This window comes from Oleomonas cavernae (assembly GCF_003590945.1).
GTDB lineage: Bacteria > Pseudomonadota > Alphaproteobacteria > Zavarziniales > Zavarziniaceae > Zavarzinia > Zavarzinia cavernae.
This window is the reverse complement of the sequence record NZ_QYUK01000011.1, coordinates 1,405,661-1,424,266: the sequence shown is the minus strand read 5'-3', so window position 1 is coordinate 1,424,266 and position 18,606 is coordinate 1,405,661. Positions and strand designations below refer to the sequence as shown.

Annotated in this window: 17 protein-coding genes and 1 pseudogene; 11 read left to right on the top strand and 7 right to left on the bottom strand. The window is 67.4% G+C overall.

The annotated features are described in order from the left end of the window. Positions 1-75 precede the first annotated feature (75 nt). The 3 genes from D3874_RS10520 to D3874_RS10510 are packed head-to-tail and all read right to left on the bottom strand — an operon-like array spanning position 76 to position 2,224. Positions 76-594, bottom strand: a complete 519-nt coding sequence (locus D3874_RS10520) for a CinA family protein (RefSeq protein WP_119778046.1) — start codon at positions 592-594, stop codon at positions 76-78. Continuing rightward, positions 588-1,049 (bottom strand): phosphatidylglycerophosphatase A family protein, encoded by a 462-nt coding sequence (locus D3874_RS10515; protein WP_119778045.1) that lies wholly within the window; start codon positions 1,047-1,049, stop codon positions 588-590. The genes D3874_RS10520 and D3874_RS10515 overlap by 7 nt, the downstream gene beginning before the upstream one ends. After that, positions 1,049-2,224, bottom strand: coding sequence for a bifunctional 2-C-methyl-D-erythritol 4-phosphate cytidylyltransferase/2-C-methyl-D-erythritol 2,4-cyclodiphosphate synthase (locus tag D3874_RS10510; RefSeq protein WP_119778044.1), 1,176 nt, complete (start codon positions 2,222-2,224; stop codon positions 1,049-1,051). Before D3874_RS10510 ends, D3874_RS10515 begins: the two co-directional genes overlap by 1 nt. A gap of 210 nt (positions 2,225-2,434) precedes the next feature. Here D3874_RS10510 and dusB point away from each other — a divergent pair, with 210 nt between their 5' ends. The 10 genes and pseudogenes from dusB to hflX all read left to right on the top strand — a co-directional run bounded on the left by dusB (position 2,435) and on the right by hflX (position 13,894). Then, positions 2,435-3,385 (top strand): tRNA dihydrouridine synthase DusB, encoded by a 951-nt coding sequence (gene dusB / locus D3874_RS10505; protein ID WP_456306409.1) that lies wholly within the window; start codon positions 2,435-2,437, stop codon positions 3,383-3,385. Then, positions 3,385-4,502, top strand: a pseudogene (locus D3874_RS10500) (two-component system sensor histidine kinase NtrB). The gene dusB and the pseudogene D3874_RS10500 overlap by 1 nt, the downstream one beginning before the upstream one ends. Positions 4,503-4,517: 15 nt before the next feature. Continuing rightward, positions 4,518-5,987, top strand: coding sequence for a nitrogen regulation protein NR(I) (gene ntrC / locus D3874_RS10495; RefSeq protein ID WP_119778042.1), 1,470 nt, complete (start codon positions 4,518-4,520; stop codon positions 5,985-5,987). A gap of 109 nt (positions 5,988-6,096) precedes the next feature. Then, the gene (locus D3874_RS10490) at positions 6,097-8,355 is read left to right on the top strand and encodes a sensor histidine kinase NtrY-like (protein WP_119778041.1); all 2,259 of its coding nucleotides are present in this window, start codon (positions 6,097-6,099) and stop codon (positions 8,353-8,355) included. Beyond that, positions 8,345-9,745 carry a nitrogen assimilation response regulator NtrX gene (ntrX, locus tag D3874_RS10485; RefSeq protein ID WP_119778040.1) on the top strand — a complete coding sequence of 467 codons (1,401 nt, stop codon included), beginning with the start codon at positions 8,345-8,347 and terminating at the stop codon, positions 9,743-9,745. Before D3874_RS10490 ends, ntrX begins: the two co-directional genes overlap by 11 nt. Positions 9,746-9,749: 4 nt before the next feature. Then, positions 9,750-10,607: a D-amino-acid transaminase gene (locus D3874_RS10480; RefSeq protein WP_119778039.1), complete on the top strand. Its 858-nt coding sequence runs from the start codon at positions 9,750-9,752 to the stop codon at positions 10,605-10,607. 104 nt (positions 10,608-10,711) lie between these two features. Continuing rightward, positions 10,712-11,872, top strand: a complete 1,161-nt coding sequence (locus tag D3874_RS10475; RefSeq protein WP_119778038.1) for a PepSY-associated TM helix domain-containing protein — start codon at positions 10,712-10,714, stop codon at positions 11,870-11,872. Then, on the top strand, positions 11,869-12,027 hold the full coding sequence (locus D3874_RS29235; RefSeq protein WP_199699337.1) for a hypothetical protein: 159 nt from the start codon (positions 11,869-11,871) through the stop codon (positions 12,025-12,027). Before D3874_RS10475 ends, D3874_RS29235 begins: the two co-directional genes overlap by 4 nt. 260 nt (positions 12,028-12,287) lie before the next feature. Continuing rightward, positions 12,288-12,548: an RNA chaperone Hfq gene (hfq, locus tag D3874_RS10465; RefSeq protein ID WP_119778036.1), complete on the top strand. Its 261-nt coding sequence runs from the start codon at positions 12,288-12,290 to the stop codon at positions 12,546-12,548. 65 nt (positions 12,549-12,613) lie between these two features. Further along, positions 12,614-13,894 (top strand): GTPase HflX, encoded by a 1,281-nt coding sequence (hflX, locus tag D3874_RS10460; protein WP_456306443.1) that lies wholly within the window; start codon positions 12,614-12,616, stop codon positions 13,892-13,894. Here the strand turns inward: hflX and D3874_RS10455 are convergent, their stop codons facing one another. Beyond that, a complete protein-coding gene (locus D3874_RS10455) occupies positions 13,895-14,761 on the bottom strand; it encodes an alpha/beta fold hydrolase (protein ID WP_233559903.1) in 867 nt (288 codons plus the stop codon). Between the two features lie 34 nt (positions 14,762-14,795). Then, positions 14,796-15,398: a glutathione S-transferase family protein gene (locus D3874_RS10450; protein WP_119778033.1), complete on the bottom strand. Its 603-nt coding sequence runs from the start codon at positions 15,396-15,398 to the stop codon at positions 14,796-14,798. A 162-nt stretch (positions 15,399-15,560) separates the two neighbouring features. Between D3874_RS10450 and D3874_RS10445 the strand changes: the two genes are divergently transcribed. Next, on the top strand, positions 15,561-17,369 hold the full coding sequence (locus D3874_RS10445; protein ID WP_119778032.1) for a calcium-binding protein: 1,809 nt from the start codon (positions 15,561-15,563) through the stop codon (positions 17,367-17,369). Between the two features lie 5 nt (positions 17,370-17,374). On the opposite strand, the gene mazG is transcribed toward D3874_RS10445, so the two are convergent. Next, on the bottom strand, positions 17,375-18,172 hold the full coding sequence (gene mazG, locus D3874_RS10440) for a nucleoside triphosphate pyrophosphohydrolase (RefSeq protein WP_119778031.1): 798 nt from the start codon (positions 18,170-18,172) through the stop codon (positions 17,375-17,377). 31 nt (positions 18,173-18,203) lie between these two features. Beyond that, positions 18,204-18,584 (bottom strand): VOC family protein, encoded by a 381-nt coding sequence (locus D3874_RS10435; protein ID WP_119778030.1) that lies wholly within the window; start codon positions 18,582-18,584, stop codon positions 18,204-18,206. Positions 18,585-18,606 lie beyond the last annotated feature (22 nt).

Genomic DNA, 18,606 nt, shown 5'->3' with positions numbered 1-18,606 from the left:
CGCGCGTAGTGCCGAGGATCTGGCACTGGACAGCGATGGATTCCGGCCTTCGCCGGAATGACGACGGTGGAGGCGTCAGGCCGTCATTGGCTGGGCGACTGCGAGTTCGAGCAGTTGCATTGCCTGGTCGATCGTCGCCATCCGCACGGGCGAGCGGCCGATGTCGCCGAAGCGGCGTTCGATGTGGACAGTGGGCGCGTCGCGGCGGGCGCAGGCGAAATGGACGAGGCCGACCGGCTTGGCGTCGCTGCCGCCGCCGGGGCCGGCGATGCCGGTGACTGAAACGGTTACATGGGCGCGGCTGCGGGCCAAGGCGCCTTCGGCCATGGCACGGGCGACCGGTTCCGAGACGGCGCCATAGGCGTCCAGCAGCGCGGCCGGCACGCCCAGCATCTCCATCTTGGCCTCGTTGGAATAGGTCACGAAGCCCCGATCCACCGCGATGCTGGAGCCGGCGATTTCGGTCAGCAGGCCGGCGATCAGGCCGCCGGTGCAGCTTTCGGCCGTGGCGATCAGCCAGCCCTTGGCGGCGGCAGCCGCGATCAGGGCGGCGGCGCGGGTCTCCAGGGCGGCGGGGAACAGGGTGGTCACCATAGTTCGATCAAGGCCCCCATGAAAACCAGCCCCATCAGGCCGGCGATGACATCGTCGATGACGATGCCGAAGCCGCCGGGCAGGGTGCGGTCGGCCCAGTTTGCCGGCCAGGGCTTGGTGATGTCGAGCAGGCGGAACAGGGCGAAGGCGACGGCGAACCATGCCAGCTCGTTGGGCACCACGATCAGGGTGAACCACTGGCCGGCGAATTCGTCGACCACCACGCTGCCGGGATCCTTCATGTCCATGGCGCCGGCATAGAGGCCCGAGGCCCAGATGCCGATCAGGGTGATCAGCACCGCCGCCGCCGCCAAGGCCCAGGGGCCGCCGGCGTCGCGGATGAACCAGGCCGGGACCAGCGCCGCGGCCGAGCCCCAGGTGCCGGCCGGGCCGGGCAGATGGCCGACGTAGACACCGGTCGAGATGATCCGGGCCGGGTGCCAGAGAGGAAGCATCAGGGCAATCTCACGGTTGCGATGGCCTGGGCGGCGATACCCTCGCCGCGGCCGGTGAAGCCGAGGCGTTCGGTGGTGGTCGCTTTCACGCTGACGCGCTCGGGCCCAATCGACAGGATCTCGGCGATGCGCTGGACCATGGCGGCGCGATGCGGGCCGACCTTGGGCCGCTCGCAGATGATCGTCAGGTCGACATGGGCGATGGCACCGCCCCTGGCGGCGACGAGGCTTGCGGCATGGGCCAGAAAGCGGGACGACGCGACACCGCGCCATTGCGCATCGGAGGGCGGGAAATGCTGGCCGATGTCGCCGGCGCCGATGGCACCCAGCAGCGCATCGGTAAGTGCGTGCAAGGCGACATCGGCATCGGAATGGCCGATCAGGCAAAGATCGGCGGGGATCTTGACGCCGCCCAGCCACACGCCGTCGCCGGCGCCCAGGGCATGGACATCGAAGCCCTGGCCGGTGCGGATGTCGGGCAGGCGGTTCAATAAAGCACGTTCGGCCCGGACCAGATCCTGCGCGCTTGTCACCTTGAAGTTCTCCTCCTCGCCGGCGACCAGGGCGACGGTCAGCCCGGCGGCTTCGGCCACCGCGGCGTCGTCGGTCAGCAGCCGGCCCGCGGCAAGGCGATGGGCCTCGAGAATGGCGGGAAAGCGAAAGCCCTGGGGGGTTTGGGCACGGAACAGCCCCTCGCGCGGCACGGTGCCGGTGATCCTGCCCCCGCCGCCCTGCTTCAGCGTGTCGACGACGGGCAGGGCAGGGATGGCGCCATCGGCACGTTCCAGGGCGGCGATGACCGCGTCCACGGTTGCCGGGCTGGTCGAGGGCCGGGCCGCATCATGAATCAGGACCAGATCGGGCGGTATTGCCAGGGCCGCCAGGCTTTCGAGCCCGGCCAGCACGCTGGCCTGGCGATCGCTGCCGCCGGCCACGAAAGGTCCGGCGGCCGTGCCGTCGAGAAGGGTGGCGGCCACCGCTGCAAGGGCGGGGTCGACGACCACGACGATATCGCCGATTTGCGGGTGGCGGCGCAGCGCCTCCACCGTCCAGCGGATCAGCGGTTTGCCCGCCAGCGCGCGGTATTGCTTGGGCAGGCCATGCCCCGCCCGGCTGCCGCTGCCGGCGGCTGCCAGGATGACCGCGACGCGGGCAATTGAGGGTGACTCGCTCATGCCCGGACACTAGCCGGGCGCCCGATTGCGGCCTAGTGGCTGCTTCGCCACACTGGGCCGAATGGCATGCCCCCTGCGACGCGATGGGCATTGCGGTGCACAAGCGTTGGGCCTAGATTGCACGTTTATAGTGCAGCCCGGTAAAGTGCCCAAAGAATGACCAGCGCGATTGCCCCTATCGCTATCGGACCCGTGCAGATTGCGGATCCCGTGATCCTGGCACCGATGTCGGGCGTCACCGACATGCCGTTCCGCCGCCTCGTGAAGCGGTTGGGCGCGGGCCTCGTCGTGTCCGAGATGATCGCATCGGAAGCGATGATCCGCCAGTCCCGCCAATCGCTGAAAATGGCCAGCAACTGCGCCGAGGAATTTCCCATGGCGGTGCAGCTTGCCGGCTGCGAGGCCGGTTCCATGTCCGAGGCGGCGAAGCTGAACGCCGATCGGGGGGCCGCCATCATCGATATCAACATGGGCTGCCCGGTGAAGAAGGTGGCGGTGAACGGCCACGCCGGTTCCGCCCTGATGCGCGACCTTGCCCACGCCCGCAGCCTGATCGAGGCGACGGTGAAGGCGGTCAGCCTGCCGGTGACCCTGAAGATGCGCACCGGCTGGGATCACGACAGCCGCAACGCGCCGGAACTCGCCCGCATCGCCGAGGATTGCGGGATCAAGATGGTCACGGTCCACGGCCGCACCCGCTGCCAGCTCTACAACGGCCGGGCCGACTGGAATTTCATTGCCGCGGTAAAGGCCGCGGTGAAGATCCCGGTGATCGCCAATGGCGACGTGACGACGCTGGAGGAAGCCCGGCAGATCCTGACCGAGTCGACCGCCGATGGCGTCATGGTCGGGCGCGGCGCCTATGGCAAGCCCTGGTTCATCAACCAGGTGATCCACTTCCTGAAGACCGGCGAGCGCCTGCCCGATCCCCCGATCGAGGTGCAACTGGCCCTGTTGCTCGAACATTACGACGCCATGCTCGAACACTATGGCGACGTGACCGGCATGCGCATGGCGCGCAAGCATGTCGCCTGGTATTCATCGGGCCTGCCCGGCTCTGCGGCGTTCCGCGCCGAAATCAACCGCATCGAGGAGCCGGCCGCCGTGAAGGCCCATATCAACGCGTTCTACGCGCCCTTCCTCGATCGAAAGGCCGCGTAATGGCAAAATCATCGGCTGCCCCGGCCGTTTCCGGCAAGGGCCGCGCCGCCGTCCCCGCCATCGATCTCGAAGTCGTGCTCAATGCCCTGGGCAAGGCGGTCCTGCTGATCGACAGCGAGGGCATGATCCGTTACGCCAATGCCGCGGCGGAGGCGTTTTTTGCCACCGGTGCCACGGTCTTGACCAGGCTTCGCCTCGACCAGGTAACGCCTTTCGCCCATCCCTTGCTGGCGGTGGTCGAGCAGGTGCGCCAGGGCGGCATTTCGGTGTTCGAATACGAGGTCGATTTCGGCTCGCCCAAGATCGGCCACCGCCCGGTCGACATGCAGGTGACGCCGCTGGCCGACCAATCGGGCCTGATGCTGGTGTCGCTGCAGGAACGCGCCATCGCCCAGCGCATCGATCGCCAGTTGACCCACCGCGGCGCCGCGCGCTCGGTCACCGGCATGGCGGCGATCCTGGCCCACGAAATCAAGAATCCATTGTCGGGCATTCGCGGTGCCGCGCAGTTGCTGGAACAGAACGCGGCCGAGTCCGACCGCGAGCTGACCCGCCTGATCTGTGACGAGACCGATCGCATCTGCGGCCTGGTCGACCGCATGGAGGCCTTCAACGAGGGCCGCCCCCTGTCCCACGAGCCGGTGAACATCCACCAGGTGCTGGAACACGTTAAGAAGATCGCGCTGGCCGGCTTCGCCAAGGGCCTGCGCTTCAACGAAAGCTACGACCCGTCGCTGCCTTCGGTGCCGGGCGACCGCGACCAGTTGATCCAGGTCTTCCTGAACCTGGTCAAGAACGCCGCCGAGGCGGCCCCGGCCAAGGGCGGCGAGATTTCGCTCAGCACCGCCTATCGCCACGGCGTGCGCATGGCCGTGCCGGGCACCAGGCGGCGCCTGCGGCTGCCCCTGGAAGTGACCGTGCGCGACAATGGCGAGGGCGTCCCCCCGACCTCAAGCCGCATCTGTTCGAGCCCTTCGTGACCACCAAATCCAGCGGCACCGGCCTAGGCCTGGCCCTGGTCGCGAAGATCATTGGCGACCATGGCGGCATGGTCGAGTGCGAATCCGAGCCGCGACGCACCGTGTTCCGTGTGCTGCTGCCCGTCGCTTCCGAGTAATTGCGAGTACCATCGATGCCTGTCCCTGGAGTGACCGACGGCAATACGCCGACCATCCTGATCGCCGACGACGACCGCGCGATCCGGGAGGTGCTGGACCGTGCCATCGGCCGGCTGGGCTACCATGTCCGCACCACCGGCAATGCTGCCACCCTGTGGCGCTGGGTCTCGGGCGGGGAAGGGGACCTGGTCATCACCGACGTGATGATGCCCGACGAGAACGGCCTCGACCTCTTGCCGCGCATCAAGCGGCTGCGGCCGGAACTGCCGATCATCGTCATGTCGGCGCACAACACGCTGATGACCGCGGTCAAGGCGGCCGAACGCGGCGCCTATGAATATCTGCCCAAGCCCTTCGACCTGAAGGAACTGACGACGGTGGTGCAGCGGGCGCTGACCCTGCCGCGCTCCGCCGTCGAGCAGGAAAACCCGCTGGGCGACGGCGACGACAAGGTGCCCCTGATCGGGCGTTCGCCGGCGATGCAGGAAATCTACCGCGTCCTGGCCCGCCTGATGAGCACGGACCTGACCGTGATGATCACCGGCGAGTCCGGCACCGGCAAGGAACTGGTCGCCCATGCCCTGCATCACTACGGCAAGCGGCGCAACGGCCCGTTCGTGGCGATCAACATGGCGGCGATCCCGCGCGAGCTGATCGAAAGCGAATTGTTCGGCCACGAGAAGGGTGCCTTCACCGGGGCGGCGGCGCGCAGCGTCGGTCGCTTCCAGCAGGCCGAAGGCGGCACCCTGTTCCTCGACGAAATCGGCGACATGCCGCTGGAGGCGCAGACCCGCCTGCTGCGCGTCCTCCAGCAAGGCGAATACACCACCGTGGGCGGGCGCAGCCCGATCAAGACCGATGTCCGCATCGTCTCGGCCACCCACCGCGACCTGCGCCAACTGGTCCACCAGGGCCTGTTCCGCGAAGACCTGTTCTATCGCCTCAACGTCGTGCCGCTGCGCCTGCCGCCGCTGCGCGAGCGTTCGGAAGACATCCCCGACCTGACCCGCCACTTCCTGAACCAGTCGATCGCGCAGGGCCTTCCGGCCAAGCTGATCGACGGCGAGGCGATGGAATTCCTCAAGCGCTACCGCTGGCCGGGCAACGTGCGCGAACTGGAAAACCTGGTGCGTCGCCTGGCGGCACTCTATGCCGAGGAAATCATCGGCCTCGACGTGGTGAAGACCGAACTGGTCGAGCCGGAAATCCAGTTCCGCACCGGCGGCGGTGACGAGCCGGTCAGCCTGTCGGTTGCGGTCGAGCGTCACCTGGCCCGTTATTTCGCCGCCCACGACGACGGCCTGCCGCCGGCCGGGCTCTATGACCGCATCCTGCGCGAGGTTGAACGGCCGCTGATCGAGATCAGCCTGTCGTCGACCCGGGGTAACCAGATCCGCGCCGCGGAACTGCTGGGTTTGAACCGCAATACCCTGCGCAAGAAGATCCGCGATCTGGACATTCAGGTCCTCCGCAGCATCAAGTGATGCAATCGCGACACGCTGTGGTATTCTGACCACAGCAGAGCGAATCCGAAGACAACCAGCGCGCAGGCCGTCGGGCGGGCGCGGTCCTCCGGATCAAGGGAGCCCGTGTTTGACCGAGTCTGTCGAGAATTCCCGCGTCGGTCGCGCCGCTCGCCTGGAAGCCTGGATCAGCCGGAGCCACATCAGCCGCGGGCTGGTGATCACCGTCGTGCTGCTGGCGGCGGCTTCGGGGACGGCAACCTACTTGGCCTTGCGCGACCCCTCCGTCCAGGACGGCCATACCGCGCTGATCATCCCGCTTTTGCTGCTGGACCTGGTCCTGGTCCTGGCCTTGACCGTCCTGGTCGCGATCCGCGTCGTCCGCCTGTGGTGGGCGCGGCGCTCGGGGCTCGCCGGGGCCAAGCTGCATGTCCGTATCGTTGCCCTGTTCGGCGCCATCGCAGCGGTGCCGACGATCTTTCTGGGCGTCGCCTCGGCCCTGTTCTTCAACCTGATCGTCGAGACCTGGTTCAGCGACCGGGTGCTGAACGCGGTGCAGGACTCGCAGACCATCGCCCAGGCCTATGTCGAGGAGCACCGCAAGAGCATCGAAGCGGTCATCCGCGCCATGGCCAACGACATCAATCGCAACGGCAGCGTCCTCGACAGCAACCCGGATCGTTTCAACCGCATGCTGGAATCCCAGTCCGCCGTGCGCGGTCTGGCCGAGGCGATCGTCATCGACGCGTCGGGCCGCGTGCAGGCGCGCACCGCGCTGAGCTTCGGCATGGAGTTCGATCGCCTGCCCACCGAGGCTTTGGAAAAGGCGAACCAGGGCGAGGTGGTGATCATCACCACCGAGGACGACCGCGTGCGCGCGCTGGTGCGGCTCGATTCCTTTCTCGATGCCTATCTCTACGTCGGCCGCTTCGTGGACCCCCGCGTGATCGCCTATGTCGAGCGCACCCAGGCGGCGGTGGCCGAATACAACGAGTTGCAGAAGCGGCGCTGGGGCATTCAGCTCAATTTCGCCATCGTCTTCGTGCTGGTCGGCCTGCTGATCCTGCTGGCGGCCGTCCTCCTGGGCCTGTGGGTGGCCACACGACTGGTCGAGCCGGTGGGCAGGCTGTTCGGCGCGACCGAGCGGCTGCGCGAGGGCGACCTTGCGGCCCGTGTCACCACCGGCACCTCGGACGACGAACTGGCCTCGCTGGGCCGCGCCTTCAACCGCATGGCAGGACAGATCGAGGCCCAGCACGGCGCCCTGCGCGATGCCAACCGCGAACTCGACGAGCGTAGCCGCTTCACCGAGGCGGTGCTGGCCGGCGTCTCCGCCGGCGTGATCGGCGTCGACACCCAGGGCCGGATCACCCTGCCCAACCGCTCGGCCCTGGAGCTTCTGGGCCTGTCGGCCGAACACCTGGTGGGCGAGATCATCGACGACGTGGTGCCCGAGATGGCCGGCCTGCTGGCCGAAGCCCGGCAGCGGCCCGATCGCGCCGTCCAGGCCCAGGTCAACCTGACCCGGGGCGGCGCCACCCGCCACTTCATGGTGCGGGTGGTGGGCGAGCAGACCGGCCGCGCCGTGCGCGGCTTCGTCGTGACCTTCGACGACGTTACCGACCTGGTCTCGGCCCAGCGCACGGCGGCCTGGGCCGATATCGCGCGGCGCATCGCCCACGAGATCAAGAACCCGCTGACGCCCATTCAACTGTCCGCCGAACGGCTGAAGCGCAAGTACGGCCGCGAGATCGCGACCGACCCGGAAGTGTTCACCCAATGCACGGACACGATCATCCGCCAGGTCGGCGATATCGGGCGCATGGTCGATGAATTCTCGGCCTTTGCCCGGATGCCGACCGCCGTGTTCCACATGGAGGATGTGGGCGAGCAGGTTCGCCAGGCCGTGTTCCTGCGCCATGTCGCGGCGCCGGGCATCCAGTTCGAGACCCAGGTGCCCGCCGAGCCGATATCGGCGCTGATCGATTCGCGCCAACTGGGCCAGGCCTTGACCAACGTGCTGAAGAACGCAGCCGAGGCGATCGACGGGCGCACGCCCGATCCCGACGGGGTGCCGCTGGAGCCGGGCAAGGTGGTCACCAGCCTGGGGCTCGAGGACGGCATGATCCGGATCGAGATCAGGGACAATGGCCGCGGCCTTCCAGTGGGCGAGCGCGACCGCCTGACCGAACCCTATGTGACGACCAGGACCAAGGGCACCGGCCTGGGCCTGGCGATCGTGCGCAAAATTCTCGAAGAACACGGCGGCACCATCGCCCTGGGGGACAATCCCGGCGGTGGCGCGGTCGTGACGTTGAGCTTCCCATGGCGGCGCGGCGTCGCGGAAGCGGTAACACAAGCGGAAGTGAGGCTCGCGCATGGCTCGTGAAGTACTGGTGATCGATGACGAGGCGGATATCCGCGATCTCGTCGCCGGCATCCTGGGCGACGAAGGCTATGCCACCCGCACCGCGGGCAACGCGGACGAAGCCTTTGCCGCGATCGATGCCCGCCTGCCGTCCCTGGTCATTCTCGACATCTGGCTGCAGGGCAGCCGGATGGACGGGCTCGAGATCCTGGACAAGATCAAGCGTGCCCACCCCGACATGCCGGTGGTCATGATCTCAGGCCACGGCACGATCGAAACCGCGGTCGGCGCCATCAAGCGCGGGGCCTATGATTTCATCGAGAAGCCGTTCAAGGCCGACCGGCTGCTCCTGCTGGTCCAGCGGGCGATCGAGGCGGCCCAGCTCAAGCGCGAGAACCGGGCGCTGAAGGCGCGCTCGCAGCTCGATGATGAAATGGTCGGCCGTTCCTCGGCGATGAACGCCGTGCGTGCCATGCTCGAGAAGTCGGCGCCGATGGGCAGCCGGGTCATGATCATGGGGCCGCCCGGGGCCGGCAAGGAAGTCGCGGCGCGCCTGCTCCACCGCATGTCGCGGCGGGCCGAGGGGCCCTTTGCCGTGATCAACGCCGCGACCATGGCGCCCGAGCGCATGGAGGCTGAACTGTTCGGCGTCGAAGCCGCGGCCAGTGCCGACGGCCAGGCCCGCGTCGGCCTGTTCGAGGAGGCTCATGGCGGGACCCTGTTCCTGGACGAGGTGGCGGAAATGCCGCTGGAGACCCAGGCCAAGATCCTGCGCGTGCTGGTCGACCAGACCTTCGAGCGGGTCGGCGGGCGCAGCCGGGTGCAGGTCGATGTGCGCGTGGTCAGCGCCTCCTCCCGCGATCTTCTGTCGGAAATCGCCGGCGGCCGCTTCCGCGAGGATCTGTTCCACCGCCTCAGCGTGGTGCCGATCCGCGTGCCGCGCCTGGCCGACCGGCGCGAGGACATTCCCGACCTCTGCGCCCATTTCATCGCCCGCATCAGCCAGTCCAACGGCATTCCGCCGCGCGCCATCTCGAACGAGGCGATGGCGGTGATGCAGGCCTATGAATGGCCGGGCAACGTCCGCCAGTTGCGCAATGTCTGCGAGCGCCTGCTGATCCTGGCCACCGACGATGCCGAGGAGGCGATCAGCGCCGACATGCTGCCGGCCGAAGTGGGCGGCTCGGGCCCGGCCACCTTGCGCGCTGACGGCGGTGAGGTGATCATGGCGCTACCCCTGCGCGAGGCGCGGGAAGCGTTCGAGCGGGACTATCTGCTGGCCCAGGTGGCGCGCTTCGGCAACAACATCAGCCGCACCGCCGCCTTCATCGGCATGGAACGCTCGGCATTGCACCGCAAGCTCAAGTCGCTGGGCATCGCGGTCAACGATCGCGGCCAGAACGGCATCTAGTCCCATGTCGCGCATCGCCTATGTCAACGGCCGCTATGTGGCGCACGACCAGGCCCGGGTCTCGATCGACGACCGTGCCTTCCATTTCGCCGACGGCGTCTACGAGGTGGCGGCGGTGCTGGACGGCCGGCTGGTCGACCTCGACGGCCATCTCGACCGGCTGGAGCGCTCGCTGCGCGAGTTGCGGATCGCAGCCCCCATGGCGCGCCGGCCGCTGACCTTCGTGATGCGCGAGATCGTTCGCCGCAACCGGCTGCGCGACGGCCTGGTCTATCTGCAGATATCGCGCGGCGTCGCCCGGCGCGACCACGCCTTTCCCGCCCAGGCAGGGCCGTCGCTGGTCATGACCGCCAGGCCGGTCAACCTGGCGGCGCTGGAGGCCAAGGCGGGGCAGGGGGTGGCGGTCATGACCATGCCCGACATCCGATGGGGCCGCTGCGACATCAAGACCGTGGCCCTGCTGCCCAATGTCCTGGCCAAGCAGGCGGCGCGGGAGGCCGGCGCCTACGAGGCCTGGCTGGTCGATGCGCAAGGCCATGTCACCGAGGGCAGCTCGACCAACGCCTGGATCGTCGACGCCGAGGGCCGGGTGATCACCCGCAGCCTCTCCAACGCGATCCTGCCGGGCATTACCCGCGCCAGCCTGATGGCCGCGGCCAGGGCGGCGGGCATCACGATTGTCGAGCGGTCCTTCACCGTCGCCGAGGCCAAGGCCGCCCGCGAAGCCTTCATCACCAGCGCCACCGCCTTCGTGACCCCCGTGGTGCGGATCGACGAGGCGGCCATCGGCAATGGCGCGGCGGGCAGCGTCGCGCTGACCCTGCGCGCCCTCTATCTGGATCACATCCGCCGGTCTGTATGATCCTGTAACACGATCAATATTAATATTGATTCGCATTAACAACATCGGTATCTGGTCGGACGATTGCCCTGGGCGATCGAGCGGATCACTGATGGGTAGCACGCATGCTTACGGCCAAAACCGTCAAGACCTGGTACCTGGTGCACAAGTGGACCAGCCTGATCTCGACCGTCTTCCTGCTGATGCTGTGCCTCACCGGCCTGCCGCTGATCTTCTATCACGAGATCGATGAGATTACGGGCAATGCGATCGAAGTGCCCGAGGCGGTCGCGGTCGCAGGACCAGCCGACCTCGACCGGGTGGTCGCGGCCGGGCTGGCAGCGCACAAGGGCGACGTTGCCTTGTACCTGGGCTTCGACGATCACGAGCCGATCATCTACCTGACCACCGCCCGCACGGTCGACGCGGCACCGGACGAAGCGCGGTTCCTGGCCTTCGATGCGCGCACCGGCGACAGGCTGGCGACGCCCAAGTTCACCGAGGGCGTCATGTATTTCCTGTTCCGCCTGCATGTCGACATGTTCACCGGCCTGCCCGGGGAGCTGTTCCTAGGGCTCATGGGCCTGCTGCTGGCGGCCTCGATCGTCTCCGGCGTGGTGGTCTATGGCCCGTTCATGCGCAAGCTCGAGTTCGGCACCGTGCGCAAGAGGCGCAGCACCCGGGTCAAATGGCTGGACCTGCACAACCTGCTGGGCATCGTCACGATCGTCTGGGTGATGGTGGTGGGCCTCACCGGCGTGATCAACACCCTGGCCACGCCGATCCGCGCCCTGTGGCAGATGGGCCAACTGGCCGAGATGACGGCGCCCTATGCCAATGCGCCGCCGCTGGCGCGCCTGGGCTCGGTCGATGCCGCCGTCGGCACCACCAGGGCCGCCGCGCCCGACATGGTGCCGTCCTTCGTCGCCTTCCCGGGGACGCCGTTCTCCAGCAGGCATCACTATGCCGTGTTCATGACCGGCAACACGCCGCTGACCAGCAAGCTGCTGAAGCCGGCCCTGATCGACGCCGGGACCGGCGCCCTGACCGACATGCGCGAGATGCCCTGGTACGTGCAGGCCCTGTTCATCTCGCAGCCCCTGCATTTCGGCGACTATGGCGGCCTGCCCTTGAAGATCGTCTGGGCCTTGCTCGACCTCGTGACCATCATCGTCCTGGGCAGTGGCCTCTATCTGTGGCTGGGCCGGCGGCGGACCTCGTCCATCGAATCGCGCCTGGCCGAGCTCAGCCGCTCGATGCCAGGGGCGGAGGGGCGCCCATCGTGACCGCCAGCCGCATTTTTCGCGTGCCCACCGCGATCGGCCTCGTCAGCGCGGCGGGGCTGCTCTCGGCCCTGATCGGGGATGGGGCGTTCGATGCCCTGTCTTGGGCGGCCCTGGGCCTGCCCGTCGCCCTGATCGGCTGGCACTGGACACGCTGATCGCCAGGCGCCATCGCCTCCCTTGGTGTTGTATTGCCACCGCTAACCCTATATGTGGGTGCGCGCCGCACAGGATTTCGGCCCTGTGCGGCGTTTGTTCCTTGGCCGCCGATTTTCCTTGCGATTGAAAACTTCCCCTGCGATATAATTGTGCAGTGCAGCAAAGTGTGTGTGTCGCTGCCGTGTTTATGGTCACCTCGCGCGGGTGGCCGAGGCGTCGAAAATAAAATCAGACGCAACAAGAAGAAGAAGGTTTTGCTATGTCCGAGCGCTCTCAAAATGTTCAGGACGTGTTTCTGAACTACGTCCGTAAGAACAAGACACCGGTCACCGTATTCCTGGTCAACGGCGTGAAGCTTCAGGGCGTTATCACCTGGTTCGACAATTTCTGCGTCCTGCTGCGCCGTGACGGTCATATCCAGCTTGTCTACAAGCATGCGATTTCGACGGTGATGCCGGCAGCGCCGATCCAGTTGTTCGACCCGCAAACGCCCAGCACCGAGGCCGCGCGCGACCATTGAGCGAACCGCAAAAGCCCCCGGTTCCGTCCCCGGCCCGTCCGGCCGAAGGCGGATCGGGGCGGGCGATCGTCGTTCATCCCTATCTTCGCGGCGCCCCGGCTTCCGACGAGCCGGGCGGTGCTTCCATGCGCCTGCCCGCCGCCCGCCTGGCCGAGGCGGTGGGCCTGACCGCGGCGATTTCGTTGCAGGTGGTCGATGCCATCGAGGCTTCGGTCGACCGTATCCGCCCGGCGACCTGGCTGGGCTCGGGCAAGGTCGACGAGATCAGGCTGCTGGTCGAACTCGACCCTATCGATGTCGTGGTGATGAACTGCGCGCTGTCGCCGGTGCAGCAGCGCAACCTGGAGCGCGAGCTCAAGACCAAGGTCATCGACCGCACCGGCCTGATCCTGGAGATCTTCGGCGAGCGGGCCGCCACCCGCGAGGGCCGGCTGCAGGTCGAACTGGCGCATTTGAGCTATCAGAAGGGCCGGCTGGTCCGCTCCTGGACCCACCTGGAGCGCCAGCGCGGCGGCGCCGGCTTCCTGGGTGGCCCCGGCGAGACCCAGATCGAGACCGACCGGCGCATCATCGGCGAGAAGATCGTGCGCCTGAAGCGCGAGCTGGAAGGCGTTACGCGGACGCGCGAGCTGCACCGCCGCAGCCGCCGCAAGGTACCCAACCCCATCGTGGCCCTGGTCGGTTACACCAATGCCGGCAAGTCGTCGCTGTTCAACCGCCTGACCAAGGCGGAGGTGCTGGCGGCCGACCTGCTGTTCGCGACCCTCGATCCCACCATGCGCGGGATCAGGCTGCCCAGCGGCCGGCAGATCATCCTGTCGGACACTGTGGGCTTCGTCTCGGACCTGCCGACCCATCTGGTCGCCGCCTTCCGCGCGACCCTGGAGGAGGTGCTGGAGGCCGACATCATCGTCCATGTGCGTGACGTGGCGCATCCCGAAAGCGAGGCCCAGAAGGCCGACGTGATGGCGGTGCTGGACGACCTGGGCGTCGATCAGCCCCAGGTCGACGAGCGCATGATCGAGGTCTTGAACAAGATCGACCTGCTCGGCGAGGAGGAGCGGCTGCGCCTGAGCAACCGGGCCCAGCGCATTCCCGAGGTCCTGCCTCTGTCGGCCCTGACGGGCGAGGGGACCGATCGCCTGCTGGCCCTGCTCGACGAGAAACTGGGCCGCCAGCGCGAGTTCATCGAACTGGCCGTCGACCTCGCCGACGGCGCTGCCATCGCCTGGCTCTACGCCAATGGCGAAGTCATCGCCCGTGACGATCGCGACGGCATCGCGCACTTGACCGTCGGCCTCGACCCCGCCGACCGCGGCCGTTTCGAGAAACGCCGGCAGGGCTGATCAGGCCGGCGCCATCAGGTCGAGCAGGGCCTTGACCACCGCCTCGGGGGCTTCCTGCGGGATGTTGTGGCCGATGCCGGGCAGCAGGCGCCGCTTGTAGCGACCGGAAAAATGCGCGGCATCCTCGTCCGCCGCGCTGGGCGGGGAGACGCCGTCATCGGCGCCGCACAGGGAAATCGTCGGTACGGTGATCATCGGCCCGCGCGCCAGGGCACGCTCGATATCTTCGAGCGCCGGGTCGCCCGGCGCGTAACCATAGCGGTGGCGATAGGAGTGGATCACGATATCGACGAAATCGGGATTGTCGAAGGCGGCCGCGGTGCGGGCATAGGTCGCCTCGTCGAAGCGCCAGGACGGCGACCAGAGTTGCCACAGCAGCCTGCCCAACGCGAAGCGGTTTGCTGCCAGGCCGGCCGCGCCCCGGGGCGTGTGGAAATAGTATTGATACCAGTTGCGATGCTCGGTCTCCGGCGCCGCCGGCACGGCAAAGCCGGCGATATCCTGGATATTGTAGCCGTCGCCGGTGACCAGGCAGCGCACCCGCTGCGGCCACAGCGCGGCGACGATGCAGGCCGCCCGGCCGCCCCAGTCGTAGCCCGCCAGCGCCGCGCGCGAGATCGACAGCGCATCCATCAGATCCAGCAGGTCCTGCGCCAGGGCCGCCTGCTGGCCCGAGCGCATCGTGTCGCCCGACAGGAAGCGGGTCGGCCCATAGCCGCGCAGGTAGGGCACGATCACCCGGTAGTCCTGCGCGGCCAGGGCCGCCGCCACCCGGTCGTAGCAGCGCGGATCATAGGGAAAACCATGGAGCAGCAGGACCGGATTGCCGTCGGCCGGGCCATGTTCTTCATAAGCGACGTCCAGCAACCGGGTGCTTATATGCCTGATCACGGCCATGGGGTCAGGCGGCCTGGGCTTCGCGCTCGTCGATCGCCAGGGCCCGTTGCAGGGCGGGACGGGCGGCCAGGCGGCCGTGATAGGCCTCGATCGCACCGCCCTTGGGGAAGCCGCCGAACATGAGGCCCCAGTGAACGCCCATGCCGATCATCACGTCGGCGGTGGTGAAGCGGTCGCCCAGCAGCCAGGGGCCGGCCGCGACGGCCTTGTCCAAGGTGGCGATGACGCTGTCGAAATCGCCCCAGGCGTGCCGCAGGCGGTCCGGCGCCCAGCCGTGGAGCTTCTCGGCGATCGCCGGCTCGATACAGCCGGCGGCAAAGAACAGCCATTGCAGATAGCGCCCGCGCGCCGGATCGCCCATGGCCGGGGCGAGGCCCGCTTGCGGAAAGCGGTCGCCCAGGTAGGTTGCGATCGCCGCCCCCTCGGCCATGCGCAAATCCCCGTCCTCCAGCGCCGGCACCTTGCCCATCGGATTGACCTGCCGGTAGGCGGCGCCCACGTCGCCGCTGCGGATGTCGACCCGGGCCAGCTCGTAGGGTTGGCCGATTTCCTCCAGCAGCCACAGGATGCTGACGGCGCGGGAGTGGGGCGCGTAATAGAGTTTCATCTCGGCTTCCTCCGTTAGGAACAAAATAAGAACTCTTTTCGCCGGTCGTCAAGCGTCGACGTGATCCAGGCTCTTCTGGTTCTTCTGTCCTCGGGCACCTCTTGTGATTATAGTATCGCGCCTTGGTTGCGCCGGGGCGCGCCGTGTTCGGGGGAACGTGTGATGGCCGTGATCAATGGAACCGGGGATGACGATCTCCTGACCGGCACGGATGGCGACGACATCCTCCGCGGCCTCTCCGGCGACGATACGCTGGACGGCGGCAAGGGGGCCGATGCGCTCTACGGCGCCAGCGGCGACGACATCTACATCGTCGACAATGCCGGCGACACCGTAAACGAGACGAGCACCGGCGTCGACACCGTCAAGACCAGCCTGCTGACCTATACGCTGGGCGCAAACGTCGAAAACCTGACGGCCACGAAGTCGGGCAACCGCTTCTTCACCGGCAACGACCTGAACAATACCATCATCGGCGGCACGCGGGACGATCAGCTTTTCGGCGGGGCGGGGGACGACGTGCTGGATGGCCGGGGCGGCCGCGACATCTACGACGGGGGCGACGGCTTCGACCGCGCCATCCTCAACTACGGGCAGGCCAGCGCCGGCCTCTATTTCGAAAGCGGCATCGGCTATATCGGCAACGAGGAGGTGACCCAGCTCGTGGGCATCGAGGCCGTTACCCTGACCGGTACCAGGTACGGCGACGATATCCGGGTCGAGGGCAGTGGCAGCATTATCAATGGCGGGGGTGGCGGCGATTTCATTTCCGACTATGGCGGCGACAACAACATCAACGGCGGCGACGGCGACGACCTGATCCACGATATCGGCGGCGTCGACGTGCTCAACGGCGGCCGCGGCGGCAATTTTCTGGAGCTCTACCGCTGGAATGTCACCATCGACCTGACCCTGGTCTACAACCCCGCGTCAGGCAAGTTGAACCAGTTGCAGGACGGAACCACGTTCAAGAACTTCGACGGCCTCTATCTCGAAACCGGCTCCGGCGACGATTACCTCGACGGTCACCTTTCTGCCAGTACGATCTGGCTGCACGGCCATGGCGGCGACGATACCCTGATCGGCAGTAATGCCGGCGATTACCTGCTGGGCTATGCCGGCAACGATGTGATCGAGGGCCGCGGCGGCGGCGATCTGCTGCGCGGCGGCAACGGCGACGATGTGCTGAACGGCGGCGACGGCGGCGATTCGCTCGACGGCGAAGGCGGGGCCGATGTGCTGAACGGCGGTGCCGGGGACGACGGCTTTTCCTTCGGTACGGACCTTGGCGATACGATCGACGGCGGTACGGGCAGGGAGGAACTGGATCTCGACGTTTCCGCGAGCGTCGAGGATGTAATCCTCTCCGTCCAGTTCGGTGCGGGGATCGTCAATCACCTGGTCGGTGGCACCAGCTTCACCAATATCGAGGTGCTGCGCCTGCGCACCGGTGCGGGAGATGACGACATCACCTTCATGCAACTGCCCACCGGCCATCATTCCTGGGACGGCGGCGGCGGCAGCGACCACGGGATCATCGATCTTTCGGCCTATACGACACCCGTCGTCTTCACGCGCGTGGGCAGCACCGTTCTCGACGTCTCGGTCAATGGCGGCGACGGCACCCTGCACCTCAGCCGGATCAAGATCTTCACCATCACCGGCGGTTCGGGCGCCGACCGCATCACCGGCGGCATCCGGGCGGACGAGTTCACCGGCGGCGGCGGCAACGATGTCTTCACCTTCGCGGCCGGCTCGGGCCGCGACAAGATCTTCGACTTCACGGATGGTCACGACAAGATCGACGTCTCCGGCTTCGGCTATCACTCCCTGGCGGAAATGACCGCGGCCGGCGGCGAATACCACGGCGACAGCGATACGCTGATCACCTTCAACACGGCCGGGGATTCCGTGCGGCTGGAGAACTTCCTGCCGGCCAACCTGACCAGCGCCGATTTCATCTTCGCTTAGGCGGCCTATTCCGCGGCCTTGCGTTCCTCGGCCTTGGCCTCGTCCCACAGGGCGTCGAGCAGGTCGAGGGCCTGGCGCCCGGCCAGGCCCTGTTCGGCCAGGCGCATCTCGATATGGCGGAAGCGCCGCTCGAACTTGGCATTGGTCGAGCGCAGGGCGGATTCCGGCTCCACGCCTAAGTGCCGCGCCACGTTGGCGATGACGAACAGCACGTCGCCCAACTCGTCCTCCAGGCGCGCGACCGGCGCCTTGGCGGCGATCTCGGCCTTCAGCTCCTGGATCTCCTCCTCGAGCTTGTCGAGGACGGGGACGAGGTCGGGCCAGTCGAAGCCGATGCGGGCGGCCCGCTTCTGCAGTTTCACCGCGCGCAGCAGGGCGGGCAGGGCCAGGGGGACATCGTCCAGCAGGCCGCCCTTGGATTTTGCCGCCCGCTCCGCCGCCTTGCGCTCCTCCCACAGGGCGGCATCGTGGGCTTGCGCGTCGCCGTAGACGTGCGGGTGGCGGGCGACCATCTTGGCGGTGATCGCCTGGGCCACGTCGGCGAACGCGAAATGCCCGGCCTCCTGCGCCATGCGGGCATGGAAGACGACCTGGAACAGCAGGTCGCCCAATTCTTCCTTGAGCTCGCCCATGTCGCCCCGGGTGATCGCGTCGGCCACCTCATAGGCCTCCTCGATCGTATAGGGCGCGATGGTTTCGAACGTCTGCACCGCATCCCACGGACAACCGTCCTTGGGATCGCGCAGGCGCGCCATCAGGGCGAGAAGGTCGGCCAGGGCCTTGGCGGGATCGGACTCGGACATGGCGCTAGATTATCGGCATGGTCCCGCCATGTCATTCGGCCTTCGGGAAGCACACGGCTTCCAGCTTGTTGCCGTCGGGGTCGAAGATGAAGGCGCCGAAATAGGTGGTCATGGCGGCTAGCCGCGGGCCGGGCTCGCCCGCATCGGCGCCGCCATTCGCCAGCGCCGCGGCGTGGAACGCGCTGACCGCCTCGTCCGAGGGCGCGCGCAGGCAGATGTGGATGCCGGTGTCGCGCGGCACCGGGGCAAGGCCCGGCCGCAGGTTCAGCCAGAATTCGGGATAGCGCTTGCCGAAGCCCGACCTGTCCTCGAAGGGAACCATCAGCGTGAGGCCCAGCGGCGCCAGCACCTGCTCGTAGAAGGCGGTGCTCCTGGCAAGGTCGCTGACCGCGATGGAAACGTGATCGATCATCCTGGGCTCCCGGGCTTGTTGG